Source organism: Marinimicrobium agarilyticum DSM 16975, assembly GCF_000423345.1.
GTDB classification, from domain to species: Bacteria; Pseudomonadota; Gammaproteobacteria; order Pseudomonadales; family Cellvibrionaceae; genus Marinimicrobium; species Marinimicrobium agarilyticum.
In genome coordinates, this window is the sequence record NZ_AUHU01000003.1 from 1 (window position 1) to 25,576 (window position 25,576).

25 protein-coding genes are annotated in these 25,576 nt (G+C 57.0%); 18 read left to right on the forward strand and 7 right to left on the reverse strand.

What is annotated here, in order from left to right; translation table 11 throughout:
- Positions 1 to 81 precede the first annotated feature (81 nt).
- Both G547_RS0100005 and G547_RS0100010 read left to right on the forward strand, forming a co-directional pair.
- On the forward strand, positions 82 to 1,638 hold the full coding sequence (locus G547_RS0100005) for an IS1182 family transposase (RefSeq protein ID WP_027328092.1): 1,557 nt from the start codon (positions 82 to 84) through the stop codon (positions 1,636 to 1,638).
- 237 nt (positions 1,639 to 1,875) lie between these two features.
- Complete coding sequence (locus G547_RS0100010; RefSeq protein ID WP_157209730.1) at positions 1,876 to 2,250, forward strand: hypothetical protein; 375 nt, start codon at positions 1,876 to 1,878, stop codon at positions 2,248 to 2,250.
- Positions 2,251 to 2,270: 20 nt separating this feature from the next.
- On the opposite strand, the gene G547_RS0100015 is transcribed toward G547_RS0100010, so the two are convergent.
- Together G547_RS0100015 and G547_RS0100020 are read right to left on the reverse strand one after the other, a co-directional pair.
- Positions 2,271 to 2,543, reverse strand: coding sequence for a Txe/YoeB family addiction module toxin (locus G547_RS0100015; protein WP_027328094.1), 273 nt, complete (start codon positions 2,541 to 2,543; stop codon positions 2,271 to 2,273).
- Entirely contained in the window at positions 2,524 to 2,796 is a 273-nt protein-coding gene (locus G547_RS0100020; protein ID WP_027328095.1) for a type II toxin-antitoxin system Phd/YefM family antitoxin, read from the reverse strand. The genes G547_RS0100015 and G547_RS0100020 overlap by 20 nt, the downstream gene beginning before the upstream one ends.
- A 353-nt stretch (positions 2,797 to 3,149) precedes the next feature.
- On the opposite strand from G547_RS0100020, the gene G547_RS0100025 reads away from it, so the two are divergent.
- The 6 genes from G547_RS0100025 to G547_RS0100045 all read left to right on the forward strand — a co-directional run bounded on the left by G547_RS0100025 (position 3,150) and on the right by G547_RS0100045 (position 7,413).
- Complete coding sequence (locus G547_RS0100025; RefSeq protein ID WP_027328096.1) at positions 3,150 to 3,428, forward strand: type II toxin-antitoxin system RelE/ParE family toxin; 279 nt, start codon at positions 3,150 to 3,152, stop codon at positions 3,426 to 3,428.
- Positions 3,428 to 3,721, forward strand: coding sequence for a HigA family addiction module antitoxin (locus G547_RS0100030; RefSeq protein WP_027328097.1), 294 nt, complete (start codon positions 3,428 to 3,430; stop codon positions 3,719 to 3,721). Before G547_RS0100025 ends, G547_RS0100030 begins: the two co-directional genes overlap by 1 nt.
- A 76-nt stretch (positions 3,722 to 3,797) precedes the next feature.
- The gene (locus G547_RS23260) at positions 3,798 to 4,130 is read left to right on the forward strand and encodes a hypothetical protein (RefSeq protein WP_157209731.1); all 333 of its coding nucleotides are present in this window, start codon (positions 3,798 to 3,800) and stop codon (positions 4,128 to 4,130) included.
- 409 nt (positions 4,131 to 4,539) lie between these two features.
- Positions 4,540 to 5,565: a TRAP transporter substrate-binding protein gene (locus tag G547_RS0100035; RefSeq protein WP_084645473.1), complete on the forward strand. Its 1,026-nt coding sequence runs from the start codon at positions 4,540 to 4,542 to the stop codon at positions 5,563 to 5,565.
- Between the two features lie 56 nt (positions 5,566 to 5,621).
- Positions 5,622 to 6,125, forward strand: coding sequence for a TRAP transporter small permease (locus tag G547_RS19295; RefSeq protein ID WP_084645475.1), 504 nt, complete (start codon positions 5,622 to 5,624; stop codon positions 6,123 to 6,125).
- A complete protein-coding gene (locus G547_RS0100045) occupies positions 6,118 to 7,413 on the forward strand; it encodes a TRAP transporter large permease (RefSeq protein ID WP_027328099.1) in 1,296 nt (431 codons plus the stop codon). The genes G547_RS19295 and G547_RS0100045 overlap by 8 nt, the downstream gene beginning before the upstream one ends.
- Positions 7,414 to 7,423: 10 nt before the next feature.
- Here the strand turns inward: G547_RS0100045 and dbpA are convergent, their stop codons facing one another.
- Positions 7,424 to 8,806, reverse strand: a complete 1,383-nt coding sequence (dbpA, locus tag G547_RS0100050) for an ATP-dependent RNA helicase DbpA (RefSeq protein ID WP_027328100.1) — start codon at positions 8,804 to 8,806, stop codon at positions 7,424 to 7,426.
- A 206-nt stretch (positions 8,807 to 9,012) separates the two neighbouring features.
- Between dbpA and G547_RS0100055 the strand changes: the two genes are divergently transcribed.
- On the forward strand, positions 9,013 to 9,870 hold the full coding sequence (locus tag G547_RS0100055) for a PA4780 family RIO1-like protein kinase (RefSeq protein ID WP_027328101.1): 858 nt from the start codon (positions 9,013 to 9,015) through the stop codon (positions 9,868 to 9,870).
- Between the two features lie 73 nt (positions 9,871 to 9,943).
- On the forward strand, positions 9,944 to 10,477 hold the full coding sequence (locus G547_RS0100060; RefSeq protein ID WP_027328102.1) for a YaeQ family protein: 534 nt from the start codon (positions 9,944 to 9,946) through the stop codon (positions 10,475 to 10,477).
- A gap of 17 nt (positions 10,478 to 10,494) precedes the next feature.
- Here the strand turns inward: G547_RS0100060 and G547_RS19300 are convergent, their stop codons facing one another.
- The 4 genes from G547_RS19300 to G547_RS0100085 form a co-directional block, all read right to left on the reverse strand.
- Positions 10,495 to 11,370, reverse strand: a complete 876-nt coding sequence (locus G547_RS19300; RefSeq protein ID WP_051234488.1) for an ion transporter — start codon at positions 11,368 to 11,370, stop codon at positions 10,495 to 10,497.
- 107 nt (positions 11,371 to 11,477) lie between these two features.
- A complete protein-coding gene (locus G547_RS0100070; RefSeq protein WP_027328103.1) occupies positions 11,478 to 12,485 on the reverse strand; it encodes a YheT family hydrolase in 1,008 nt (335 codons plus the stop codon).
- A 22-nt stretch (positions 12,486 to 12,507) separates the two neighbouring features.
- Positions 12,508 to 13,371: a fatty acid desaturase gene (locus G547_RS0100075; RefSeq protein WP_027328104.1), complete on the reverse strand. Its 864-nt coding sequence runs from the start codon at positions 13,369 to 13,371 to the stop codon at positions 12,508 to 12,510.
- Between the two features lie 266 nt (positions 13,372 to 13,637).
- Positions 13,638 to 14,909 carry an MFS transporter gene (locus tag G547_RS0100085; RefSeq protein ID WP_027328106.1) on the reverse strand — a complete coding sequence of 424 codons (1,272 nt, stop codon included), beginning with the start codon at positions 14,907 to 14,909 and terminating at the stop codon, positions 13,638 to 13,640.
- A gap of 135 nt (positions 14,910 to 15,044) precedes the next feature.
- Between G547_RS0100085 and G547_RS19305 the strand changes: the two genes are divergently transcribed.
- The 8 genes from G547_RS19305 (at position 15,045) to G547_RS19325 (ending at position 25,517) form a co-directional block, all read left to right on the forward strand.
- Positions 15,045 to 17,168, forward strand: coding sequence for a BCCT family transporter (locus tag G547_RS19305; RefSeq protein ID WP_051234489.1), 2,124 nt, complete (start codon positions 15,045 to 15,047; stop codon positions 17,166 to 17,168).
- Complete coding sequence (locus G547_RS0100095) at positions 17,165 to 18,448, forward strand: coiled-coil domain-containing protein (RefSeq protein ID WP_051234490.1); 1,284 nt, start codon at positions 17,165 to 17,167, stop codon at positions 18,446 to 18,448. Before G547_RS19305 ends, G547_RS0100095 begins: the two co-directional genes overlap by 4 nt.
- A gap of 5 nt (positions 18,449 to 18,453) precedes the next feature.
- Complete coding sequence (locus tag G547_RS19310) at positions 18,454 to 19,542, forward strand: ABC transporter substrate-binding protein (protein ID WP_036186317.1); 1,089 nt, start codon at positions 18,454 to 18,456, stop codon at positions 19,540 to 19,542.
- Positions 19,543 to 19,781: 239 nt separating this feature from the next.
- Entirely contained in the window at positions 19,782 to 21,599 is a 1,818-nt protein-coding gene (locus tag G547_RS0100105) for a fasciclin domain-containing protein (protein ID WP_027328108.1), read from the forward strand.
- Positions 21,600 to 21,754: 155 nt separating this feature from the next.
- The gene (locus tag G547_RS0100110) at positions 21,755 to 22,393 is read left to right on the forward strand and encodes an RpiB/LacA/LacB family sugar-phosphate isomerase (protein WP_027328109.1); all 639 of its coding nucleotides are present in this window, start codon (positions 21,755 to 21,757) and stop codon (positions 22,391 to 22,393) included.
- Between the two features lie 114 nt (positions 22,394 to 22,507).
- Entirely contained in the window at positions 22,508 to 23,602 is a 1,095-nt protein-coding gene (locus G547_RS19315; protein WP_051234492.1) for a sulfotransferase, read from the forward strand.
- Positions 23,599 to 24,795 (forward strand): glycosyltransferase, encoded by a 1,197-nt coding sequence (locus G547_RS19320; RefSeq protein WP_051234493.1) that lies wholly within the window; start codon positions 23,599 to 23,601, stop codon positions 24,793 to 24,795. The genes G547_RS19315 and G547_RS19320 overlap by 4 nt, the downstream gene beginning before the upstream one ends.
- Positions 24,795 to 25,517: a polysaccharide deacetylase family protein gene (locus G547_RS19325; protein ID WP_051234494.1), complete on the forward strand. Its 723-nt coding sequence runs from the start codon at positions 24,795 to 24,797 to the stop codon at positions 25,515 to 25,517. The genes G547_RS19320 and G547_RS19325 overlap by 1 nt, the downstream gene beginning before the upstream one ends.
- Positions 25,518 to 25,576 lie beyond the last annotated feature (59 nt).

Below are 25,576 nucleotides of genomic sequence, written 5' to 3' on the forward strand. Positions count from 1 at the left end.
GCGGCGTTGAGGCCGTAGAAAAACTCCAAAAATAAGGCACTTTTTGCTAAAATTCAGGCATCGTTTAAAGGATGCGACGCCATGCCAAACTTCAAGAAATACGACTACAGCCAGAGCGCCATGGTCGTCATCGATTTTGAGGAACAGTTGCAGCCGGGAACCTTCGAGTTCACGCTGCACAGGCTGATCGATGACCATATTGACCTGTCGGCATTCCACGAAAAGTACAAGAACGACGCTGGCGGCCGCTCGGCCTACGACCCAGCGATCCTCCTAAAGATCATTCTTTATGCCTACGCCAAAGGCATTACCTCCAGCCGTGAAATCCAGTGGCAGTGCGAACACAACATCATCTTCAAGGCCCTCTCCTGCGACTCGGTTCCCCACTTCACCAGTATCGCCAGCTTTGTCAGTAGCTACCCAGACGCCATTGAATCGGTATTTGAGCAAGTGCTTCTGGTCTGTGACCAACAGGGCTTGCTCGGCAATGAGTTGTTTGCCATTGATGGCTGCAAGATGTCCTCCAATGCCGCCAAAGAGCACTCCGGCACATTAGAAGAGTTGAGTCAGAAACGCGATAAAATCAAACGGAAGATCCGCTCGTGTCTCAAGGAGCACAGGAACCTTGACGGTCGCAAACCCACTGAGCGGGATCGCAAGCGTCAGTTGCAGAAGGCCTCGGATACCCTGAGTAAAGAATTTGATCGGATCGACCAGTTCCTAAAGACGGCAACCCCACGGATGGGGCAGGGTAAGCGACCCAAAGAGGTTAAAAGCAACATTACCGATAACGAGTCGGCGAAAATGACCACCAGCAAAGGCACCATCCAGGGTTATAACGGTGTCGCAACGGTGGATAAGAAACATCAGATTATCGTGGATGCCCAAGCCTTCGGTGAAGGCCAGGAGCACCATACGTTGAAGCCGGTGCTGACCAGTATCGAAAATCGTTACCGGAAAGTCGGCATTCACCCTGGCATTCTAAAGTCCGGCGTGATTGTTACAGCTGACACTGGTTTTTCCAACGGCGCCAATGACGCGTATCTAAAAGACGAAGGTATCAATGCCTACATTCCGGACAACCGGTTTCGGTCCAGGGACAAGATATTCGGTCATCAGAAAGAAAAGTATGGCAAGCGTCATCAAGATACCGTAAAAGGGATCAAGCCTGTCATTCCCTCCTCAGAGTTTACCTTTAACCTTAAAAGGAAGACGTGCAAGTGCCCTGAAGGAAAAAGGATGTGGCTCAAGCATGAGTACCGACAAGGGCCCGGTCGAATCCAGCTGCACTTCGAAGGAAAGCTAACCGACTGCCGCCGCTGTCCTCGCAAGAACGAATGCATGCGCAACCCATCCTCCGCCGATACCCGAGAGGGTCATGGTCGTCAGGTATCAAAAACCTTCTCAATACACGCCAATGCAACAGATTGGATGAAGTGTCGAGTGGATAGCAAGCAAGGCAAAGCGATTTACGGTCACCGCATGTCGGTGGTGGAGCCGGTATTCGGCAATATCGGTACCAATAAAGGTCTCAATCGATTCTCCTTGCGAGGAAAGCACAAGGTGCAAGGCCAATGGCAGTTGTACTGTTTAGTGCATAACATCGAGAAGTTAGCCAATTATGGCGCTGTGGCGTGATCCACAGGCTTATCCACACTCGGATGGACTCAACTGTCTATAATGGATGATTATGTTAACCGAATCTGGTTAAATGTTAGCCAGGCACAAATTGAGAAGAGGCGTAAGGGCGACGATTTTAGCGAATCGTTTTTCTACAGCCTCGTTAGCCACAGAAGGAGAGTCGAGAATGCTGGAAGTTCAAGAAGGTGGCGAGTCGGATCGGACCGACTGCGCTTGTTGTGGCAATCCGAGCCGATGCGTGAATGGTTATGTCTTCGACGATGGGGGCGCGATAGCAGCTTATTTTGTTCATTGGACGTAGGGGCACTCAATCACGATCCCAATTTTGACATCATCGTCGGCCGCTGGGGCGAGTGTTCCAATCCTAACGCAAAGTGCGGCGTCTCGATTCAGTACCGCCTGGGCTCGGAATTTATGATCATCGACGCAGACTCCCGTCCTTTTGCGACCGGCCAAACCCTCTTTGCTAACGCCCTTCCAAGAGCGGAAGTCGTAGGAACCGAACTTGCTTCGCAAGCCTTTTCCGTGTTGGATGCAGTTTGGCTTCAGGATTCAAGGCTTGAGGAGCTGCGCGTAGCGGCTAACCAAGCCAATCACGGCGAGCGCTGACGCGCCGCGTGTTGGCGGTGTTATGGCTTCTGGTCGTAATGCCCCCCAATGGCAAAAATATAGACATAGTGATCGTCAAACTTGTAAATCACACGATCCTTTTGGGAGATTCGCCGGGACCAGAAACCTGAAAGGCTATGCTTGAGTTGCTCGGGCTTTCCCATACCTGTCGCCGGGTCGGCGCGGAGCATCTCTGTTAGCAGCTTGCAAAGAGCTTTATGCAGCTTCTTGTCCTTTTCGCGGAGCTGCTCATAGGTAGCCCAGGTGCTGCCCTCAAAGACGAGTGATCTCATGGATTTCCTCTTCCTTGGGGGTATATCCTGTGCCCTGGGTGTGGGTGGCTGCAGACTCTGCCAACTGGCGCATCAGGCTGCTACTCTGGAGCACATACAAAGTTTCCTGCTCGCGCTCCCAGTCGTCGGCGCTCATTACCACGAACGCTTCGCCGGAGCGGCGAGTCACTTTCAGGGGGGTGTGGTTGCTAACTGCCTGTTCTACAAAGGCCTTTAGATTGTCTCTGAACCGGTTTACGCTGACAGAGTCCATTAGGCTTACCTCAGATGTACGGTGTTTCAGTACATTCTAGCTGGCGGGCCATAACAAATCAATAATGTTCGCCACAGCACGCTGTGGCCGGACAGGCCCTCCGTCGCAGGCTCCTCGAGGGCTGCCGCATATTGAGGGCGTTGAGTCTGTGGAAAAACTCGAGCGATTCGTTGGGAAGAAAAAATCTCGCACGGAGAGCGCCATGGAATGCCTTTCGAGATGCGAAGTACACCCAGAATTCAAGAAGAAGTATGATTTTCTGGATAAATCACAACCAGATATAAGAGGCCAGAGTTTTTCTGCAGCCTCGTTATGCGGCTTGACACCGTTGCGCAACGCGCTAAACTATACCCATGATCAAGTCTTTCAAGCACAAGGGACTAAAGCGCTTCTTCGAAAGCGGGAGCGTTCGGGGCATCCAGGCCAAGCATGAAAAGCGACTTCGCATGCAATTGGCAGCACTGGATACCGCTAAGGAAATCAATGACTTAGATATCCCTGGGTATAAGCTTCACCCTCTCAAGGGTGAAAGAAAGGGTATCTGGGCTGTTATCGTGAATGGGAACTGGAGGCTGACGTTTGAATTCTCCGACGGTAATGCCTATGTGCTCAATTATGAGGATTACCACTGATGAAGATGTATAACCCCCCTCATCCCGGCGAGTTCATCCTGGCTACTTATATGGAGCCTTTTGGCCTTAGCTGTCGCTACCTGGCAGGGCGGTTGGATGTGTCGCCTTCCACGTTGAACCGCCTGCTTAAACAGCAGAGCGGTATTAGCCCGGAGATGGCACTCCGTCTTTCCAAGGCATTGGGCCGGACGCCTGAAAGCTGGCTTGCGATGCAAGACATGTATGACCTTTGGGTAGCGGGCAAGAGCGTTAAGCTTGACAAGGTGCAAAGAATTGAACTGGATGCCGCATAACCAGGCCATTAAATACGCTCCCTGCGGTCGCCGGACCTCGTTTCACTCGGCCGTTTATGGCGAGCGTTAAGTTTCTATGAGTATACGAAAAGCAATTTACGTAACCGTAATAGCTTTGCTTCTGGGATTTGGGGCTGCATTATTAAACCAACATTCCCGCTGGCTCATTTTTTATGGTGCTTCTGCCGCTAAATTTGCAAATCGGCTTTTGCTTCAAGAGATCGGCAATACTCCTGAATGGGCCATCGATTGGGTTATAAACTCAGATCCTAAAGAGCAAATTGTCTTGTTCAGCGTTCATGATTCAGAGCTTACGTACGCTTACAGCCCAAATGAGCCGCCCTCAATAAACGGCTATTTTTGGCAACATTTGGTAGGACCTTGGTATGCAGGAAAAGTCAAAATTTAACCAAACGTGCCATTACACCGCCGCAAGCGGCGGTGGGACACGCTCGTAAACTCGCCTCCTTGTACGCGGCGTTGCAACGTCATTTCTTACGCTTAATATCGCGGTAGAAATTTTTCGTGTGAGCCCAGGGCCATCAACTCAAGGACAAGAGCGCCATTGTTGCGGCGCGAGATGGGTGACGTTGTGCAATCAGCGCCACGACGAAACTGGGCGGTATGTGCTTAAGAGTGTTCGTATTTCTCAATTGCCCAGCGGGACCCATCCATAGATACTCCCCTTGTTTTATATTTCATTTGTCCATTTTATGGGTTAGAATCGCCTACATATGATCAAATAAGACGTAATTTGAGCGTTATGGCGCATAAAGCATCTTAGTCGCTCAATTTCTCTCAGTGGTAGGAGAATAATAATGACGGCTCACTCCAAACGGCCTTTGTCGCTTAAGGCGCTTTGCCTCGGCGCCGTCATTATTGCGGCGTTTGTGGCCATTGCCTATGCGGCCGTGGTGGCCAGTACGTCCCGTGGGACGACGCTTTTTGTCGCCTATGCCCAGAACAGCAAGCCTGTTATCGAAGCGCTCCATCTGCTGGGCCGGCGCATCGAGGAGAAAACCGACGGCGAGGTGACCGTGCGCTTCTTCCCGGATAGCCAGTTGGGCGGTGAGCGTGAGCTGGTGGAACTGCTGCAGGTGGGCGCGGTGGACATTACCAAGGTCTCCGCCGGCCTGATGGAGAGCTTCTCGCCAATCTACGGCGTTTTCTCCATGCCCTTCCTGTTTGACGATACCGATCACTTCTATCGCGTGATGGATAGCGCCGCCCTCATGGCTCCCATTTATGACTCCACCCAGAAGAACGGCTTTGTGGGCATGGGTTACTACGATTCGGGCTCTCGGAGCTTTTATGTGAAAGATGACCCCATTCGCTCGGTGGAGGACCTGCAGGGCAAAAAGATTCGGGTCATGCAGAGTGAGGCGGCGATCGACATGATGCGGCTTCTGGGTGGTATTCCGGTGGCGATGGGCCAGGCGGAGGTGTACACCGCCATGCAGCAGGGCATTCTGGATGGGGCCGAAAACAACGAGTTCGCACTGACCATCGCCCGGCACGCCGAAATTGCCAAGCACTACAGCTATACCATGCATACCCGTATCCCGGACATTGTGTTGATCAGTAATAAAACCCTGGAGAAGCTGACCGACGAGCAGGTTGCCGCCGTTCGCGAGGCGGTGGCGGAGTCGATCGAGTTTCAAAAGCAGGCATGGAGCGAGGCGATCGAAGCGACCCGTCAGAAGGCCATTGACGAGTTCGGAGTCAACTTTTACACCGTTGATCGTAAGCCTTTCGTGGAGGCGGTTGAGCCCATTTATGAAGGTCTCAAACCCTACCCTAACCAACATCAACTCTACCTCGACATCCGGGCGATGGGCGATTGAGCCCTCGCTCCAGCCTCAGCCTATTGGGTTTATCGGTTAATGGATCGGAGCAACGTATGATTAAACGGGTTCGTAAGGTGCTGGACCGTACAGTCGTGGCGGTGTGCAGCATCTGGCTGCTGGCGATGGTGGCCATGACCTGCTGGCAGATTGTCAGCCGGTACCTATTGGGTGCGCCCAGCACCTATTCCGAAGAGTTTCTGCGTTTCTCTCTGGTGTGGGTTTCCATGCTGACAATGGCGTATGTGGCGGGCTTGCGCAAACATGTCCGGTTTACACTTTTCTCCGATAAGGCTTCCGAGCATTTACAGTGCTACTGGCAGGTGTTTATTGAGCTCGCTTTTTTGGCGTTTGCCGTTTTCGTTCTGATTCAGGGCGGCTTCAATGCCAGCAGCATTACCATGAACCAGATTTCACCGTCGCTGCGCTTGCCGATGGGGTATGTTTACTTCGCCCTCCCCGTGGCGGGTACCATTCTGGCGGTCTACAGCGTGTTGAACTGCATCGAGTTGCTGACCGGGGCCATTGATCCGGACGAGGAGAAAACGCAAAATGCTTGATGCCGCCTTTATTTTGATGGCGTCCTTCGCCCTGCTGCTCGTGCTGGGAATTCCCATCGGCATTTGTATTGCTGCCTCCTCGGTGATCACCATCGCCCTGGTTCTGCCGATGGATGTTGCCCTGTTTACCACCGCGCAAAAGATTTTTTCCAGTCTCGACAGCTTTTCTCTGCTGGCGGTGCCGTTTTTCATTCTCTCTGGTGTGATCATGAACTCCGGAGGCATAGCCGCCCGTCTGGTCAACTTTGCCAAGTTGTTCAGCGGGCGTATTCCCGGCTCGCTCTCGCACACCAATATTGCGGGCAACATGATGTTCGGCGCGATCTCGGGCTCCGCCATCGCGGCGTCCACCTCCATTGGTGGCGTGTTGGTGCCGATGAGTAAAAAGGAGGGCTACCGCAACTCTTTTGCCGCCGCTGTCAATATCGCCTCGGCGCCCACCGGTATGCTGATTCCGCCCACCACAGCCTTCATTCTGTACGCGCTGGCCAGCGGTGGCACGTCCATTGCCGCGTTGTTTGCGGGTGGGCTTGTAGCCGGGGTGTTGTGGGGGGCGGGCTGTATGCTCGTCACTTTTTTCATCGCTCGCCGCCACGGTTATCACTCCAAAATCCTCACGGAGAAGGGTACCGCCTGGAGGGTTACGTGGGAGGCGCTGCCGAGCCTGCTACTGATTATTGTCGTGGTGGTGGGCATCGTTGCCGGGGTGTTTACGGCGATTGAGGCTTCGGCCGTCGCGGTGGTTTACACCGCCTTTCTGACGATGGTGGTGTATCGCTCGGTGTCCTTTGGGGACCTGCGGGGTATTCTTATTCAATCGCTGGTGATGACCGGCATCATCATGTTCCTTCTCGGAACTTCTTCGGTGATGTCCTTCGCGATGGCGATTACGGGGCTGCCGGATGTGATCAGTAGTTTCATCCTCGGGGTGTCTGAAAACCCCGTGATGATCCTGCTGATCATCACGGTTTTTCTGTTGATCATCGGCACCTTTATGGATATTGGGCCGGCCATTCTGATTTTTACCCCGATTCTTCTGCCGATTGCGTTGAAAATCGGGGTGGACCCGGTGCATTTTGGCATCTTCATGGTCTACAACCTGAGCATGGGTACCATTACTCCGCCGGTTGGCAGTGGGCTTTACGTCGGGGCCAGTGTTGCCAACGAGAAAGTGGAGCGGATACTGCCCTCCCTGCTTCCCTTCTACGGGATCATTGTCCTGGTTTTGCTCCTGATTACGTTGGTGCCGGAGGTGACGCTGTTTCTGCCGAGAATGCTGGGGCTGTAGGGAGCTGCCGCTACAGCATCCGCACCTTGTACTTCCGGCCTTTGATTTTACCGCTGCCCAGGCGGCTCAGGGCCTTGTCGGCGTGCTCGAGCTCCAGCGTGACATAGGCGCTGAAATCCGCGATGTCGATCTTGCCCACGGCCTTGCCGGGAATACCGGCATCCCCGGTTAGGGCCCCAAGGACATCACCGGGTCGAATCTTGTCTTTACGGCCGCCGGCGATGACCAGGGTCTTCCAGCCGGGGAGCATGGAAAAGCCGGGGTCGACGTTGAGTTCGCTCGGGTGTTCCAGGGTAGGCGCCTGTTCCGCTTGCTCGCCTCCCATCTTCGCCAGTTTGTAGCGCTCTTTGTCTTCGAGTAGACTCACGGCCAACCCTTCTTTGCCGGCCCTGGCGGTCCGACCAATACGGTGAATGTATATCTCAGGGTCCCGCGGTAGATCGTAGTTCACCACCGCTGGCAGGTCTTCCACATCCAGCCCTCGGGCGGCCACATCGGTCGCGACCAGAATGCTGCAGCTCTGGTGTTTGAATTGGGTCAGCACCTGGTCGCGATCTCGTTGTTCGAGGTCCCCGTGCAGTGCCAGGGCGTTGAATCGGCGGCTATCCAGGTACTGCGCCACTTCTTGTGTTGTCTTTTTCATGTTGCAGAAGATGACGGCCGAAGGCACCCGGATATGCTGAAGCACCCGGATCAGCTCATCGAGCTTGGCCTCATGGCTGACGAGGAAGAACCGCTCGGTAATGGCACTCGCGGCTAACTGGGATTCCACGATCACCTCTTCCGGCTCGCGCTGAAATTGGCTGCTCAGGGCCTTGATGTTGTCGGGGTAGGTGGCCGAGAAGAGCAAGGTTTGCCGAGTGCCGGGAGTGTGGGAGATGATGGTCTCCATATCCTCCATAAAGCCCATTTCCAGCATACGATCCGCTTCGTCCAGGACCAGCATTTTAACGCCCGACAAGTCCAGGGTCTGCTTGCGCAAGTGATCATTAATCCGCCCCGGCGTGCCCACGACGATGTGGGCCCCGTGCTCAAGGGACCCGATCTGCGGTCCGATCGACTGGCCGCCGCTCAAGGTGACAACCTTGATATTCTCTTGGTAGCGTGCGAGACGACGGATTTCGGCGGCCACCTGGGAGGCGAGCTCGCGCGTCGGACAGAGAACCAGCCCCTGCACCCCAAAGTGACGTGGGTTCAGTTGCAGCAGCAGGGGGAGGGCAAATGCGGTGGTTTTGCCGCTGCCGGTTTTCGCCTGGGCGATCAGGTCCCGCCCCGCGATGGCCCGGGGCAGGGCCCTGGCTTGAATCGGGGTCATCGAGTGGTAGCCCAGGTCCCCAAGGTTGGCGAGTAGGGCGGCTGGGAGCGATAGATCGGCGAATGAGGGGTTGGTCACGGTTCTCTCGAGCGGTTGAGAATGAGGAGCGCAGTATACAGAGGTTGAACCCTGTGTGCTGGCGCGTGATACGGCGCCGACAACGGTTCGATAACCATTGAAGAAGCCGTCATTGGAGGGGCATTTGCGGGCCTATTTCGATATAGTGCGCCTAGCCACCCTGTGCGCACTTAAGGATTCCACACACCCAGTACTTGAAAGACATTATGAAGATACCGAAGAGATTACAACCCCTGGTCGATGATGGCATGGTCGACGAGGTGATCACCCAGCTGATGAGCGGCAAGGAGGCTCAGGTGTTTGTCGTGCGCTGCGGAGAGCACGTGCGCTGCGCCAAAGTGTTTAAAGAGGCGAAACAACGCAGCTTCAAGCAGGCCGTTCAGTATCAGGAGGGGCGTAAAGTGCGCAACAGCCGCCGGGCCCGGGCCATGTCCAAGAAGACACGCTATGGCCAAAAGGAGCAGGAACAAGCCTGGCTGAGTGCGGAAGTGGATGCGCTCTACCAGCTCTCGGCCGCGGGCGTGCGGGTGCCTCAACCCCACGGCTTTGTGGATGGCGTGCTCCTGATGGACCTGATACAGGACGCCGAGGGAGACGTGGCACCAAGGCTCGACGAGGTCGCCCTGACGCCTGAGCAGGCCCGGGCGTATTACGCCCAGGTGATCGCCGATGTGGTGCGCATGTTGTGTGCCGGCCTGATCCACGGGGATCTCTCGCCCTTCAACGTGCTTGTGGATGACCAGGGGCCGGTCATTATCGACCTGCCCCAAGCGGTCAACGCCGCCAGCAACAACAGCGCTCAAAGCATGCTCCAGCGGGATGTGGACAACATGCGTCGTTATTTTGGCCAGTATGCGCCCGAGCTACTCAAGGTCGATTACGGCAAGGAAATCTGGCACCTCTACGAAGAGGGGGAGCTGCATCCGGAAGCCCGCCTGACCGGCACGTTTGAGCCGGATATAACCGATGCCGACGTCTCTGACCTGATGGCGGTGATCGAGGCGACGAAGGAAGAAGAGGAAGAGCGCCTGGCGCGGGAGCGCGCCGACCGGGAAGAGGACTGACCCTCCCTCGGGTAGAGCCCGCTGCGGGCCGGTGGCGCGTGGCGGGTTATTCCACCTTAAACAGGATAGGACTATGGCTTTAAGGCCGACGATTTACAAGCTGCAGATTGCCGTCTCGGACCTGGATCGGCAGTACTACGACTCGCTCAACCTGACTCTGGCGCAACATCCCTCCGAAAAAATCGAACGCATGATGGCCCGGGTATTGGCGTATTGTCTGAACGCCGAAGAGGGGCTGGCCTTTTCAAAAGGGGGGCTGAGCACCCCCGATGAACCGGATCTCTGGACCCACGCCCTGGACGGCCAGCTGTCGCGCTGGATCGACGTGGGCGAGCCCGCCGTTGATCGTCTGAAGAAGGCCTGCCGGCTGACCTCCCAGGTGAGCGTGTACAGCTTCAATTCGAAGTCCGATGTCTGGTGGGCCCAGAGCCGAGAAAAGCTCGCCTCGCTGCCAGTGTCGGTCAATCAGTTTTCCTGGTCTGATATTCAGGCCGTCGCGGCCATGGTGGCCCGTGTGATGGAGATGTCGGTCACCATCAGCGGTGATTCGGTCCATGTTGCCACGGACAACGGTGAGTGTGAGCTTCTGGTACAGAAACTTCAGTAGCCGCCGGCCTCATCGCTTCAGGTCTGATGTCCAGATGAGGGGGCTGAATCAGAAGGCGTCGTCTCCTCATTTAACCAGGTGCCGCAGTATTTACAGTACTTTGCATCGTGCTCATGCTGACTTTTCCCGCAACCGGGGCAGGATTCGTCGGAGTAGCGTTCCTCTCGCAGAGAGCGAATGACTTCCGCAGAAAACACCCCGGCGGGTAGGGCGATAATGGAGTAGCCGGAGAGCATGATCATGACTGAGATAAACTGCCCCAGGGGCGTGACCGGGGCAATGTCGCCATAACCGACAGTGGTCAGGGTGACAATGCCCCAGTAAATGGATGTGGGAATGCTCGTAAAACCGGCTTCATGGGGTTCGATCAGGTAGAGTAAAGACGAGAAAATCGTCACCAGCATCAAAATCGTGAACAGGAACAGCAGGATCTGCCCACGGCTGCGTTTCAGTGCCTCCAGCAACAGGCGCCCCTGACCGACCAGCGCCATCATTTCCAGCACTCTGAACAGACGCAAGGTGCGCAGCAGGCGTATCACCACCAACGTTTGTGCTCCGGGTAGAATCAGCACGAGCCAGGTCGGCAGCACCGCCAATACGTCGATGACCCCATAAAAGCTTTTCAGGTAGAGCCAGGGCTTTTTTAGGCAGTAAATGCGCAGCGCCAGTTCCAGAGTGAACAGCAGGGTGATGACCCACTCGGTGTAGTAAAAAAAGGTACCAAAGCGCTCGTGGTAAGCCTGCACGCTGTCAAGCAATACGACGCCCACACTCAGAAAAATCAGTATCGCCAGCAGAATGTCGAACCCTTTGGCAACGGGGGTGTCAGACTCAAAGATGATCTGAAAAAGGCGGGTTTTAAGCCCGAGGTCAGCCGGCTTTAGTGACGACATGTTGTGGTTTCCCCTAGAGTCTGAATCATGGTGCTCAGGTGCTGGAGGGGAAGTTATAGAATGACCAATCAGAAAGCAACAATGAATGGCGCCCACGCTCACGCGCTTTAACCTGCCGCCGCTGCCTCCATGCTGTAGTGGTTCGATTCGCTTAGTGTTTTGATAAACCGAAAGAAACGCCGCTCATACCAGTGGCTGTCGTCGTTCTTGGCTTTGACAAATCCGGTATGCCCGCCGTGGCGGGCAATTTCCAGATAGATTCGCTCTGATGATTCGGCCAACTGGTAGGGCAGGTGGCGAGCTTCGATAAACGGATCGTCCAGAGCGCTGAGAATATACGTGGGAACGGGCGTATTCCCCAGGTGTGGTAGCGCCGCCGCGTGACGGCGATAGTCCACCGAGCTCGTGTAACCGTGCATGGGTGCAAACAGATGGTGTTCGATCTCGTCCACGGTTTGTGATTGCAGGACTTTCTCGGCGTCTACTTCTGGCCCGAAATCGATGAAGGCCCGCTTCTTTTCAAACTTGCCCAGTAGGGATTTCACGAACCGGCGTTGGTACAGGTTGTGATTCAGGGAGGCGCGCATGGAGGCGTGGAAAGAGTCCAGTTCCAGCGGGGGTGATATCAGAAAGGCTCCCTTTACCACCGGGTGGCAAGCGGCGCCCTCCCTTCCCAGATAGTTGGCGGTAATTGACCCGCCCAAGCTGAAACCCACCAGATAAATGGCATCGTATTCGGGGGCGTACGTATCGATCAGGTGGCTAAGGTCCCGGTAGTCGCAGCCGTTGTAAAACCACTTGGTGCGATTGACCTGTTTTCCGCACGAGCGCATGCTCCAGGTCATGGCGTCGTACCCTGCCTCAGAAACGCTCTTTGCAAACGTCAACAACGCCGCTTCTTTGCCATGGCTTTCGAGCCCGTGAGAAATAATAACCAGCGCTCTCTGGGTGCCTTTGTAAAAAAACAGTTCGAGGAAGTCGTCATCCGGCGTGTTCAGCGTAATCTCTCTGGGCCGGACGGCGGGGCGCTCCCGTATTAATCGGGGATAAAGCGTCTGCACGTGGCCGTTTCTGAACCACCAGGGGCATTGATAGTCGGACTGGATGATCGGCATTGAGCGGTCCTCTTTGCGAGTGTTATTCGGTGGCGTTCGTTGAAAAATGAGAGCGGCGCTGCGGACGGATTTTTTTCAGTGCCTGTTCCGCTCGGTCGATCCAGTAATACACCGCAACCGTCTGGGTATAACAGTGGGCGGGAATATAGGGTGCGAGCTCCCTGTGCAGCGCTGGCAGCTTTGACCAGTGCAGGCCGCACTTATGATGGTGCGCGGTGTGGTAACCGATATTGCCAGCGAGAATATTGAGCCATTTGGAATCCACCACGTTGCGACTGGCTGCCATGGGATCCTCCAGCGACAGCTCCAGGTGGTGGTAGTAGGTCGCTCGCATGGTCACAATCAACGAGGCCACCATGGGTAACCAGAAAACGAACAGGGCTGGCAAAGGTCGGTAAAGGGTGAGTGCTATCAGCAGCGCCAGGCTGACGGCCAGCTCGGCGCAATAGCGGCGCAGCAACTTCGGCTTGCGTAGCCCCTGGCGAATAGCGCGGGGGTAGGTGAGGAACAGGCCCTCGGCGATGTAACGCCACACGCTGATGGTGTGCCCTTCGGCCTGCCAGCGGGAGGTGTCTTGGTCTTGCTCCAGGTAGTGGCGGTGGTGTCCGTTGACGTGATGCAGCACCCACGTGGTTGCCAGCATGCCGGTCTGAAAGCCGTAGGGAATTTCCAGCAGCCGGTTTAGCCAACGGTTATGAAAGGTTCGGCAATGGTGATGGTGATGATTCCAGACGCAGACATTGGTTTTGGGAAAAATCCCGAGCACAAACCAAAGGCCGAGAATCGCGAGGCTGTCCACCGCGAGGTACACCCACACATCCAACATGAAATAGACGGTGATAATCGCAACGGGCCAACGGTCTTCCTTGAAGCGAAATGCGCTCACGCCTGCACCTCCGTCAAGGACGGAGCTGTGTGCTCAACGTTTGAATGAAAAATGGCGTTTTTAACGACAAAATGCGGAGGGGTCATGCATCGCTCCCTGATACCAGTGTCTTTAAAAGCTGTGCTTTTTTAAACGGCGGTGAATCCATCCACGTCGAGCTGATGCCCAACGTATTTCAATACCAAAGGGATGCTAGAACAGATCCAAAACCAATGCAAGCGCACCACTTTTTGTTAAAAATGACTCATGTGCCAAACAGGAAGTAGTTATGTGTCGGTTTTGGCCTGTTGTGAGCTGTCCGGTTCGAATTCCGGAGTGCGCGGATCCATATCGGCCAGGCCCAGTGTGGCTTCGGGAATGGTACTGACGAAAGCTTCCTGTTCTTCCGGAGAGCCGGGTACTCGCGCTGGTTTTCCTCCCACTATGAGGTAGGCCGTCAAAGCGCCCAAGACCAGCGTGCCCGTCAGGAACAGCCCACGAGGGCCCGTTAGCTCCATAATCAGTGCCGTGGCCACCGGCCCAATGCAGCTTCCGATGCCATAACTGAGCAGTAGAGTGGTACTCGCCGCGGTTATTTGTCGGCTGTCCATCAGGTCGTTGGTGATCGCCACCGCTATCGGGTATAACGCTGCGCCAATGCCCATGTAAACCCCGGTGAAGAGAATCAGTACCATCGGATGAAAAGGCCCGAGAAAGGCGGCGCCCAGGCTGGCGGCCCCTGCCACCAGCGCGGCAATCCGCATCACATCGTAGCGGTCAAACCGATCGCACAGCCGGCCCATGGGCCAGGCAAGAATCATGGCCGCGACAATGGCGGAAGCCATAAAATTCGAGACCTGTCCGACGTTCAAACCCAGGCGATCGGCCAGTACCGGCCCCATGTTGTAAAAGCCGCTGATAAGGGTACCCGCCACCACAGCGCCCGTGAGTCCGACCGGCGAAATCCGGAACAAACGTTTCAGAGACATGCGGTCGCTCGCCTCAATGGTGGGGGAGCTTTGCCGGGTGAGTGATAGGGGAATCAGCGCCATGACCACCAGAATGGCCGCGAGAGAGAAGGGGATGAAAGTGGCGGGGTCCGCCACGCGTATCAGTATCTGCCCGCCCGCCGTGGAGAGGAAGAACACCACCTGGTACACCGCGAACAGACTGGCGCGGTTCTGGTTGGTGGCCCGGCTGCTGAACCAGCTTTCCACGACGATCATAAGGCCGGCGACGGCAAAGCCGGCCAGTGCGCGCAGCAGGCCCCAGAGGACGGTGTTGACAGAGAATGCGTGAAGTAAAATAACGATAGCCAGCATAGCGGCGAACACCGCGAACGCCCGAATATGGCCCACGCGCTCGATAACTTTCACCGCGTACAGGGACCCGGCCACAAAGCCAAACGAGTAAAACACCAGAATCCAGCCGATCAGTGCCGGTGTGAACGCCTCAATGCTTAAACGCAGGCCAAGCAGCGTTGTCAGAAAGGCGTTGCCGCTGACCAGCAGAATAATACTCACGATAAGCGATGAAAGACTGAGCGCGGTTCTTGACATGCTTCCTCCCGCCAAAGACTTACAGTCGTAGAACCATAGCAACCCTGGCGCTACGACTCAAATTGAGAGTATGTGGTAGTCTGTTTGGCCGAAGTGTGCGTAAGCCACCTCTGAATTTCTGAAAAGGATGCCGTTATGAGCGCTGAGGCCGCGAAGAAGAGGGTGGGGTCCACGGTCCTCATTCCCGTTTTTATTCCTGCTGTTGTTGTCATCTTGCTGTTAGTCGTCGGCACTATCAGTAACCCTGAGCTGGCGGGTAATGCTTTTTCCTCCGTACTGACTTATATCACCGAAACCTTTGGTTGGTTCTACATGCTCTCGGTGGCATTTTTCCTGGTCTTTATCGTCGGCATTGCCATGACCAAATGGGGCAACATCAAGCTGGGGCCCGACCACGCCGATCCCCAATACAGCTTTCCCGCCTGGTTTGCCATGCTCTTCTCCGCCGGCTACGGCATTGCGCTGTTGTTTTTTGGGGTGGCTGAGCCGGTGCTGCATTACGCTTCGCCGCCGGCTGGCGCCGGGGGCACGGTGGATGCCGCCAAGCAGGCCATGCAGATCGCGTTTTTCCATTGGGGGTTTCATATCTGGGCCATTTACGGCCTGGTAGGGCTGGTGTTGGCCTACTTCGCGTTCCGGCATGGCCTGCCGCTGTCGATTCGCTCTGCGCTCTATCCGCTCATCGGGGATAAGATCTACGGCCCGGCGGGGCACGTGGTGGATGTGTTCGCCATTCTCGGCACCATGTTTGGGATCGCGACCACCTTAGGGTTGTCGGTGGCGCAGATTAACGCAGGCATCAATTATCTCTGGCCCTCGATCCCGGTGAACGTCACCGTCCAGATTATCGCAATTGCCGTGATTACCGGGCTGGCGATTTTCTCGGTAGTGGCGGGCATGGACAAAGGGGTTAAGCGTTTGTCCATTCTCAATATGGCGCTCGCCATATCCCTGATGCTTTTTGTTTTTATTGTCGGCCCGTCGGTACACATTCTGGAAAGCTTCCTGCAGAACACCGGTAGCTATCTGAACAACATCATTGAACGCACTTTCAACCTCCAGGCCTACTCCCGAAGTGATTGGATCGGGAACTGGACGCTGTTCATCTTCGGCTGGACGATCGCCTGGGCACCATTCGTTGGCTTGTTTATTGCGAAAATCAGCCGCGGCCGTACCATTCGCCAGTTCGTGGTGGGTGTCATGTTTGTTCCCTCTATCTTCACCTTCCTGTGGTTTTCGGTGTTTGGCACAACGGCGCTGCATGAAATCATGAATGAGGGTTACGTTACCTTGATTGGCGATGTGCAGGCGGACCACGCGATTGCCCTGTTTCAGCTGTACGAAATTTTACCACTAAGCTCGATCGTGTCGTTCATTACGGTGTTGTTGATCATTACGTTTTTTGTGACCTCTTCGGATTCCGGCTCCCTGGTCATTGATTCGCTGGCCTCGGGCGGCGCCACTCACACGCCCGCATGGCAGCGTGTGTTCTGGGCGTCCGCTGAGGGGCTGGTGGCCTCGGCGTTGCTGTTAGCCGGTGGCTTGAGCGCGCTGCAGACCATGACCATTGCCAGCGCCTTGCCGTTCTCCCTCATCATGATCATCTCCGCGGTGGGGATGTGGCGTGCGCTGGTCATCGAGGGGCACCACCACCGCAGTCTGCAGACCGAAGTGCAGCAGCGCCTCTCGGGCACTTCCGGTCGCGGCCTCTGGCGCCGGCGCCTGACCGGGCTGATCAATTTCCCCGATCGTTCGAAAGTCTGGGACTTCATGCTGAGCACCGTCAGTAAGGCCATGCACCGGGTTGAACGGGAGCTGAAAAAACAGGACTGGGAAGCGCAAGTGACCGTGGATGAGGAGCATGACCGAATCTACCTGGAAGTCATCAAGGAGGACCAGGTCGACTTCATTTACGAAATTCGCCTGCTGCACCATGCGCTGCCGGATTATGCTTACCCGGAAATTGCCCGAGGCGATGAGTCGGAGTCGCTATACTATCGAGCGGAAGTGTTTCTGCGTCGCGGTGGGCAGTCCTATGATATCTACGGGTTTGATCAGCAGGACATCATTACCGACATTCTCGATCAATTCGAAAAACACCTGCACTTTCTGCACATTTCCCCGGGCAGTTTGCCGTGGAAAATGGAAGCTCATGATGACATGCTGGCGACACCACCGGAGCCTCCGAAAGAAGAGCCCGGTGTCACGCCGCCTGAACACAATGGTAAAACCGGGGAGAAAGATCGGGAGGGGCAATGAACGGTTCGAGTGAACGTCGAGTGGGGCGCTTTTCATTCGGTTTTCTCCGTTGTTCACCGCTGATCATCAGCGGTTTGTTGAGCCCGTTGCTCTGTGCCGCGGATGATACCGAGGCGCTGCGGGAGCAGGTGCAGCGTCTGCAGGAGCGTGTCGAAGCACTGGAAGAAGAAACAGTCACTGCCGAGCGACGTGGTGACCTGGGCGCCTCCGTCAGTGAGGCCGATGTGACCGCAGCGGAAGAAACCGATGGCGTTCATGTCGGTGGCGCCGTGCGCTTCAACCTGGTTCACCGGGACTTTGTGCAAGCCTCGCAAGACAAGTACGGCGAAAGCGGCCTGGATGTCTTCCGCCTGAATGTGGATGGCGAGGTAGACAATATTCTGGTCTCTGCCGAGTACCGCTTCTATTCTTACATGCACACGCTGCACCACGGCTGGATCGGTTATGAGTTCGATGACCAGAGCCAGGTTCAGTTTGGCATTCACCGGGTGCCGTTCGGGCTCCTGCCGTACCCTGCCCACAACGCCTGGTTCGGTGTGCCCTATTACGTGGGTCTGGGCGATGACTACGACATGGGTCTGAAGTATGAGCGCACCGATGGAGCCTGGAACACACAGCTCGCCTTCTACAAGAATGAGGAACTGAACGATGCCACCGATCCCGAGCGCTATTCATTTGATCTGATTCGCGGTGGTGACCAGCAGAACGAAGAGGTGAACCAATTGAACGCCCGGGTGGCCTATACCTTCGGGCTGGGCACCAACTGCGAAACCGAAGTGGGGGCATCGGCGCAGGCGGGCGAGGTTTATAACACCACGACCGGTCGTCGCGGCGATCACTCGGCCGGTGCCGCCCACCTGGACAGTCGCTGCGGCCGCTGGAACCTGCAACTCAAAGGGGCGAGCTACGAGTACGACCCGGCCAACCCGCAAGGGGTAGACCCCCGCACCGTCCAGGTGGGCGCCTTTGCGGGTACCTACGACATTGCGGGCGAGGCGGACATCCTGGTCGCCAATCTCGCCTACAACCTGCCGTCCCCCTGGGAGAGCGTTGACTCCATTACCTGTTACAACGACTACTCCCGGCTGTACAAAGCGGATCGGGCGCTGGATTCGCGAATCAACACGCTGGGGTGTGCCATCGGCAGCGGCCCGCTGTTCACCTATGTGGACTATATAATGGCCAACAATATGCCGTACTTCGGCAGCGGGTCCCTCGCCGGCGGCGGTGAGGATGAATGGCACAGTCGCTTAAACATCAATATCGGCTTCTACTGGTGATTGCTATGTGGCAGAGAGTACTTGTCTTTATGGTCCTGGCTCTAGCCTGCGTCGGTGCGCAGGCAGATGACCGGGAACTGACCGTGGTCTCCTGGGACGGCGCTTACGTCAAAAGTCAGATTCTCGGCTTCATCCGGCCTTATGAAAACAAAACCGGTGTGCGCGTTAACGTGCTGCAATATTCCGGGGGGATCGATGAAATCCGCCGGCAGGTGCGCGCCTGGAACGTTCACTGGGATCTGGTGGACCTCGAACTTTTTGACGCGATCCGCGCCTGCGAAGAGGGGCTGCTGGTGCGCCTGAATCACGACTCCCTGCCGGCGGCGCCCGATGGCACACCCGCCAGTGAAGACTTTATCAACAGCAGCCTGATGCCCTGCGGCGTCGGTAATGTGGTGGGCTCCACTGTGATCAGCTATAGCCAGGCGCGCTGGGAGAAAGAGAAGCCCGACCGTCTTGAGGACTTCTTTGATCTTCAACAGTTTCCCGGTCCGCGTGGTCTGCGCCGCACCCCTCAGGGCAATCTCGAGTGGGCCCTGATCGCCGACGGCGTCGCGCCGGAGAAAGTCTACGAGGTGTTATCCACCGAGGCCGGGCTCGATCGTGCCTTCGAAGTGTTGAACCGGATCAAACCCCATATCGTCTGGTGGCGCACCGGTGAAGAAGCCATTCGGCTGTTGGAAACCGATCGTGTGGCGATGTCTTCCGTCTACAGTGGCCGGGTAGATGATGCCGTGGAGCGGGGCGAGCCTCTTGAGATTATTTGGGATCACCAGATCTGGTTTTATGACGTCTGGGGCATCCCCAAGCACGGGCGTAATGTCGAGTTGGCGAAAGACTTTCTTCGCTTTGCCACCTCCACCGAAAGCCTGGCGGCCCAGGCCAAGTACATTCCCTACGGGCCGGTTCGCCAATCCTCCATGGCACTGCTCGAGCCCGAGCGCCGCCAGCGGATGCCGACGTCCGAAGCGCATCTGAAAACCGCCGTCGAACTCAATGCGGCCTGGTGGTCGGAAAACCTGGACCGGATTGCACCACGCTTCGAGCGCTGGGTGGATCGGCCGGTCATGGTTCCGAAAACGCTACCGCGTTAAATCAAAAGTGAATAATAGCTATCGCTTGAAATAACTTTTAAGCGATAGTCTTTTTAGCATTGATCGCTTTCAGACCTTCCTTGTGTGGCATTTTCTTCGGAAGTGGCGCATTAATTTTCTTTAAAGGTGATTTTCCAAAAATTCCGTTGCTCTTTCTTTCTCCGTGTGATCCTCCCCTGAAATCGACCCGTATAGCGCTTACGTGGTTCAACGACTAAGACTAATCAGGAGCTCACACCATGAACATGTTATTGAGATCAATTGGTATATTGTGGCTAGCCGCCGGCCTGGCCGCTTGCGGTAGCGACAATGACGATAATCCACCCCCCACACCCGAACCCGAAGTCAATACGGTGGTTGATGTCGCCATCGATAATGGTAACTTCACCACGTTGGTGACGGCACTGGAAGCGACCGGTCTGGATGAAACCCTTGATGATCCAGACGGCACCTTTACTGTGTTTGCCCCCACCGACGATGCTTTCGCCCTGTTGGGAGAAGAAACCATTGCCGCGCTTCTGGAAGACACCGACACACTCTCCGATATTCTTCTCTATCATGTGGTTTCGGGAACAGAAATCGGTTCTGCTGCAGCGATTGATGCGGCCGGTACCACCATCGAAATGGCCAACGACGACGAAGCCGGTGTTTCGCTCTCTGGTGAGAATCTGTTGATCAACCTGTCCATGGTCACCATCACTGATGTTGAAGCGGATAACGGTGTGATCCATGTGATCGACGCCGTCATGATGCCGCCCGCGGAGCGGGGTGAACCGGATCAGACCATCGCGGAAATCGCGCAGGACACAGAGAGCCTGTCCACCCTGGTGACTGCGCTGGATACAGCGGATCTGGTGACAACCCTGGATAATTCCGAGGGCCGCTTCACCGTATTCGCACCGACCAATGCCGCGTTTGAAATGCTCGGAGCGGAAAACGTCCAAGCACTATTGAACGATCAGGAAGCGCTGCAAAGCGTTCTTCTTCAGCACGTGGTATCCGGCGCTGAAGTGAATTCTGTCAACGCTTACGCTGCCAATGGCACCAGCGTTACGACAGCCGCTGAAACGGACATCGAAGTCATGATTACCGAAGAGCGCGAGCTGACGGTTGGTGGTGCCACTGTGACCATGACCGATATCTACGCGACCAACGGTGTCATTCATGTGATCGACGCGGTGATTGTTGGCGACCTCTCTCTGCCCATGCCGTCCATTATGGATGTGGCACGGTCAAACGACGACTTTGAGACGCTCGTTACGTTGCTGGAAGCGACTGATCTGGATATGACCCTCGCGGATATGGAAAGCAACTTTACCGTGTTCGCACCGACCGACGCCGCGTTCGACGCCGTGGATCCAGATGTACTTGCCGCTCTGGAAAATGATTCGGACCTGCTTTCAGATGTCCTCCTCTATCACGTTATTCCGGGTGATCCGATCATGGCAAGCGCAGCCATCTCCGTCGCGCAGAGCGATATGTCCACGGTTGAAATGGCCAATGAAGATATGGCGGGCCTGTCTTACGTCGGTGAGCAGCTTTACATCAATACGTCCAGCGTGGTCACCGCCAACGTCGGCGCGGGCAACGGTGTAATCCATGCGATTGATCAAGTAATGATGCCCCCTGCGGTGACCAACAGCGAGTTGACCATCGCCGGCTTTGCAGCAGGCAATGAGAATTTCTCAACACTGGTTTCTTTGCTGCAACAGGAAAACCTGGTTGCCACCCTGGACGACGCTGAAGGCTCTTTCACCGTGTTTGCGCCGACCAATGCCGCTTTCGACAAGATTCCCGAGGAGGATTTGAGCGCGTTGCAGGCCAACAGCGAAGCGTTGACAGAAGTGTTGCTGTCGCACGTAGTCAGCGGCGCGGAAGTGGATTCGGTGACTGCGTTCACTCTTAACGGTACGGACGTTGAAACCGTCTCTGGAAACATGGTCGGTATCGACATTGTCGATGGCATGCTGCAAGTCGGGGGCGCTACCGTCACCATGTACGACGTGCAGACCACCAATGGCATCATTCACGTGATCGATACCGTCATCATGCCCTAGTGCTGGGTGATGCCCGTCCTAACGCGGGCATCGTGACGTGCTTGACCCCGGGCTCCCTGGAGCACCGGGGCCTTTTTATTTAAGGGGGCAGCCCCTATAATGTCGTACAAAATAAGAACCTTACTGTTTTTAATGATGTTGGGAGAATGAGTGAAATGAAAATTGCATTGATGAATGAGTTCAGCCAGGCCGGGAAGAACCCGATTGTGCTGGAACAGCTGAACGCCGTGGCGGAAGAGCAGGGCCACCAGGTTTTTAACGTCGGCATGAACGGCGACAACGACCATCGCCTGACCTACATCCACCTGGGCATCATGGCCGGCCTGCTGCTCAATTCCAAAGCCGTGGACTTTGTGATCAGCGGCTGCGGCACCGGCCAGGGCGCGCTGATGTCCCTGAACGCCCATCCCGGCGTGGTCTGCGGCTACTGCATTGACCCCTCCGATGCCTACCTGTTTGCCCAGATCAACAACGGCAACGCGCTGGCACTGCCGTTCGCCAAAGGCTTTGGCTGGGGCGCGGAGCTCAACTGCCGCTACATTTTCGAGAAGGCGTTTGCCGGTGAGAAAGGCCAGGGCTATCCCCCGGAGCGCAAGGCGAGCCAGGTGGAAAACGCCGGTATTCTGGATGGCGTGAAAAATGCCATGTGCAAAGACTATCTGGAAGGCCTCAAGGCCCTGGACCAGTCTCTGGTGAAAACCGCCGTGACCGGTGAACGCTTCCAGGCCGCTTTCTTTGAGTACGGTAAGGACAAGGCGCTCGAAGAGTACGTGCGCAGCGTTCTGGACAGCTGATAGCGCCGTCTTAGCGTTGAACCACGAGAAACCCCGCTCCGGCGGGGTTTTTTGTGCCCAGCTGTCATTGGGTTGTCACACAAGTGCGGTTGCATAGGCGCCATGCAAATACTCATGGCCTGGTTAACTTTGGGTGCGCAACTCGCGCGTTCCCTCCCCGACGCCGGTTGGCGCCCCGTGTGGTGGCGTTTGCCGTTGTTCACGCTCGCCTGGCTGGGGTTTGGCCTGCTGGCGCTCAGCCACGGCCTGGGCTTTCTCATTGACGACCTACTGTTTCGCGGCTATCGGCAGGTGGCGGTGCGCGCGCCGGTGTTTATTGTCGGGGTGCCCCGCAGCGGTACGACGCATCTGCAGAGGATGTTGGCGGAGGACCCGGCCTTCACCAGCCTGACGCTCTGGGAGTGCCTGTTGGCACCTTCCATTTCAGAGCGTTACGTCTGGTCTTTTATGGGTCGACTGGTTCGGCCTTTCAGGCGTCTTGGCCGTCGTTGGCGCTGGGCGGCCATGGACCGGGTGCATACCCTGGGCTGGCGCGAGCCGGAAGAAGATTTTCTCTTACTGCTCTGGCGCGGGGCCTGCTTCCTGCCTGCATTGATCTGTCCGAAAGCACAGGGCTACTGGCGCCTGGCCTTCTTTGACCAGTCCGTGGCCGAGGGTGAGCGCCGGGCGCTGACCGCCTATTACCACGCCTGCCTGCAGCGCCACCTGTACTTCCACGGTAGGCACAGGCGGGTGCTGAGTAAAAACCCCTCGTTTACGCCCTGGGTCGACAGCCTGCGCGAACGCTTCCCCGGTGCCCGTTTTATCGCCTGCGTGCGTCGGCCCGAGGAGGCGGTACCGTCTCAGTTGAGCGCGTTGCGACCGGCACTGAAGCTACTCGGCCACCGCCAGGTGGATCCGCAACTGAGCGAGCGCATGCTGAGTATTCTTCACAATTACTATCGCCGGGTGCGCGGCTGGCGCGCAGACGACGATGTTCTGTGTTTGCCGCTGCCGTACCTGGCCAAAATGCAGGCTCCGGACTGGCAGCGGCTCTACGCCTTCGCGGAGCAGCCTCTGCCGCCCGCCGACGCCCTGATGACCGTCAGCGGCGCCCGTCGGGACGCTCGACCCGGACACCGATACTCGCTGGAAGAGTACGGGTTGAGCCGGGCTCGTGTCAGGTACCTTTTTGCCGATGTCTGGCCGGACGCGGGGGCTTGCTCATGACTCAACAATCGCAGGCGCTTCTGGCGCCACTGACAGAGGGAGTGGAGGCGGGGTTGAGAGTCGCGGTCATTTCCGATGCCGCCCCGGGACGAAACGGCGTGGGCGCTTACTATCAGGACTTACTCGAGCAACTGGGCCCGCAGATGTCCGAGGTTCAGTTGTTCTCCCCGACGGTGGAAAATGGCCGCTGGCGAACCGGGCTGGCCCTGCCGCTGCCCGGAGACCGTACCCAGAAGCTCTGTGTTCCCAATCCCTGGGCGCTCAAGCGGGCGTTACGCCGGCTTCGACCCCAGGTGGTGGTGGTTGCAACCCCCGGCCCCTACGGCCTGCTGGGCGTGCGCCTGGCGCGGCGCGCGGGTATCCCGGTATTGGCCGGTTTTCATACCTCGTTTGAACAACTGACCCAGCTCTATTGGCAGGGCTCCTGGCGGGGCCGGTTGGTGCATTCGCTGTTCGAGCGCTCCCACCGCTACCTGTTTGCCGGGGCCCGCTCGGTGCTGGGCAACTCCCGGGATATGCTCGAGTTGGCCGAGCGCATGGGCGCGCCCGCCACCGGCCTGATCGGTACCCCCATTTCCGCCGAATTCGCCCTGACCGAGCGCCGCCCCTACGGCGGCGAGCTCGAGCGGGTGTTGTTCGCCGGGCGACTGGCGGCGGAGAAAAATCTCGAGGCGGTGGTGGACGCCGCCTCCGCCCACCCGTCGGTGCAGTTCAGTATTGCGGGCGACGGGCCGCTGAGGGCCCGGATGGCCGCCGCGGCCGAAGCCCTGCCGAACCTTAAGTTGCTGGGCTGGTTGGACCGCGCCGCCCTGAGGGCGGAGGTAGACCACCACGATCTATTGTTACTGCCGTCGCACTTCGAGTCTTTCGGTACCATCGCCCTGGAAGCCATGGCCCGGGAGCGGTTGGTGCTGGTCTCCTCCGGTTGTGGCATTGTGCAGTGGCCCAGCCTGCGATCGGGGCTGAGTATCATTCATCCGGAAGAAAGTGCCGCCTCGGCGTTGCAACGTCTGCGTGAGAAAACCGCGCCCCAGCGACGCGAGTTGGCCCAGACGGCGGCGGGGCTGGCGCTATCGCTGAATGAGCGCTGCCTGGCGCACTGGTGCGAACTGTTACGCCACACGGTCGACTCCCGCTCGCCTTTGCCCTCGACATCTCTGGACGGGGTGGGGTCGGCGTTGGAGCAGGCTTGATGATGCCAGCGCTGGTGTCGATTCACGATGTGATGCCGGAGACCCTTGAACGGGTGGAGCGACTGTTGGCACTCATGTCCGCTCCGGTACGTCGCGGGACAGTGTTGCTGGTGGTGCCCGGTCGCGACTGGCAGCCCGATCAGGTGGCACAGTTGGCGCGCTGGCAGGGTGAAGGCCTCGAGTTGGCCGGCCACGGCTGGACGCACCGCGCCGAGCGTATTCAGGGCTGGTACCACCGTTGTCACTCCCGCTGGGTCTCGCGCCACGCCGCGGAACATCTCAGCCAGCCCCGAGGCGCGTTGTGCGAACTGCTGGAGCGGAACTATCGCTGGTTTATTGGCCGCCAGCTTAGGCCACCCTCGCTCTACGTGCCTCCGGCCTGGGCGTTGGGGGCTCTGACCGCCGATGACCTGAAGGCTTCTCCCTTCTCCTATCTCGAAACCACTCGCGGTCTGTGGCATTTGCCCAGTGGCCGGCGACGCGCCTTGCCTCTGGTCGGATTCGAGGCCGATACCTCCGCCGGGGCGGTGCTGCTGCGAACCTGGAATCGGGTCAATGCGGCTTGGGCCAGCCCCAAGCGGCCGTTGCGCCTGGCCATTCACCCCTACGACGACGAGCTACTCCTGGCCGGGTCGCTGCGCGAGTGGTTGGCCCGGATAAGCGACCCGGTGGATTATTGGACGCTATTTGACGCGACATCAGCCCGTTTCACAGAGTCGTAACATTCCCCGCCTAAGCTGCGCGCCTGCATTGGCTCTCCGGTCTGCTCGACCGGGTGGCA

Bases quoted from the DNA above. Each gene is read 5' to 3' on its own strand.
- G547_RS0100015 (WP_027328094.1), bottom strand. From the start codon at position 2,543: ATGAGATCACTCGTCTTTGAGGGCAGCACCTGGGCTACCTATGAGCAG.
- G547_RS0100005 (WP_027328092.1), top strand. From the start codon at position 82: ATGCCAAACTTCAAGAAATACGACTACAGCCAGAGCGCCATGGTCGTC.
- G547_RS0100095 (WP_051234490.1), top strand. From the start codon at position 17,165: ATGAACGGTTCGAGTGAACGTCGAGTGGGGCGCTTTTCATTCGGTTTT.
- G547_RS19300 (WP_051234488.1), bottom strand. From the start codon at position 11,370: ATGTCGTCACTAAAGCCGGCTGACCTCGGGCTTAAAACCCGCCTTTTT.
- G547_RS0100110 (WP_027328109.1), top strand. From the start codon at position 21,755: ATGAAAATTGCATTGATGAATGAGTTCAGCCAGGCCGGGAAGAACCCG.
- G547_RS19325 (WP_051234494.1), top strand. From the start codon at position 24,795: ATGATGCCAGCGCTGGTGTCGATTCACGATGTGATGCCGGAGACCCTT.
- G547_RS0100045 (WP_027328099.1), top strand. From the start codon at position 6,118: ATGCTTGATGCCGCCTTTATTTTGATGGCGTCCTTCGCCCTGCTGCTC.
- G547_RS23260 (WP_157209731.1), top strand. From the start codon at position 3,798: ATGAGTATACGAAAAGCAATTTACGTAACCGTAATAGCTTTGCTTCTG.
- G547_RS0100020 (WP_027328095.1), bottom strand. From the start codon at position 2,796: ATGGACTCTGTCAGCGTAAACCGGTTCAGAGACAATCTAAAGGCCTTT.
- G547_RS0100055 (WP_027328101.1), top strand. From the start codon at position 9,013: ATGAAGATACCGAAGAGATTACAACCCCTGGTCGATGATGGCATGGTC.
- G547_RS0100035 (WP_084645473.1), top strand. From the start codon at position 4,540: ATGACGGCTCACTCCAAACGGCCTTTGTCGCTTAAGGCGCTTTGCCTC.
- G547_RS19295 (WP_084645475.1), top strand. From the start codon at position 5,622: ATGATTAAACGGGTTCGTAAGGTGCTGGACCGTACAGTCGTGGCGGTG.
- G547_RS19320 (WP_051234493.1), top strand. From the start codon at position 23,599: ATGACTCAACAATCGCAGGCGCTTCTGGCGCCACTGACAGAGGGAGTG.
- G547_RS19310 (WP_036186317.1), top strand. From the start codon at position 18,454: ATGTGGCAGAGAGTACTTGTCTTTATGGTCCTGGCTCTAGCCTGCGTC.
- G547_RS19305 (WP_051234489.1), top strand. From the start codon at position 15,045: ATGAGCGCTGAGGCCGCGAAGAAGAGGGTGGGGTCCACGGTCCTCATT.
- G547_RS0100030 (WP_027328097.1), top strand. From the start codon at position 3,428: ATGAAGATGTATAACCCCCCTCATCCCGGCGAGTTCATCCTGGCTACT.
- G547_RS0100010 (WP_157209730.1), top strand. From the start codon at position 1,876: ATGCGTGAATGGTTATGTCTTCGACGATGGGGGCGCGATAGCAGCTTA.
- G547_RS0100025 (WP_027328096.1), top strand. From the start codon at position 3,150: ATGATCAAGTCTTTCAAGCACAAGGGACTAAAGCGCTTCTTCGAAAGC.
- G547_RS0100105 (WP_027328108.1), top strand. From the start codon at position 19,782: ATGAACATGTTATTGAGATCAATTGGTATATTGTGGCTAGCCGCCGGC.
- G547_RS0100070 (WP_027328103.1), bottom strand. From the start codon at position 12,485: ATGCCGATCATCCAGTCCGACTATCAATGCCCCTGGTGGTTCAGAAAC.
- G547_RS0100060 (WP_027328102.1), top strand. From the start codon at position 9,944: ATGGCTTTAAGGCCGACGATTTACAAGCTGCAGATTGCCGTCTCGGAC.
- G547_RS0100085 (WP_027328106.1), bottom strand. From the start codon at position 14,909: ATGTCAAGAACCGCGCTCAGTCTTTCATCGCTTATCGTGAGTATTATT.
- G547_RS19315 (WP_051234492.1), top strand. From the start codon at position 22,508: ATGGCCTGGTTAACTTTGGGTGCGCAACTCGCGCGTTCCCTCCCCGAC.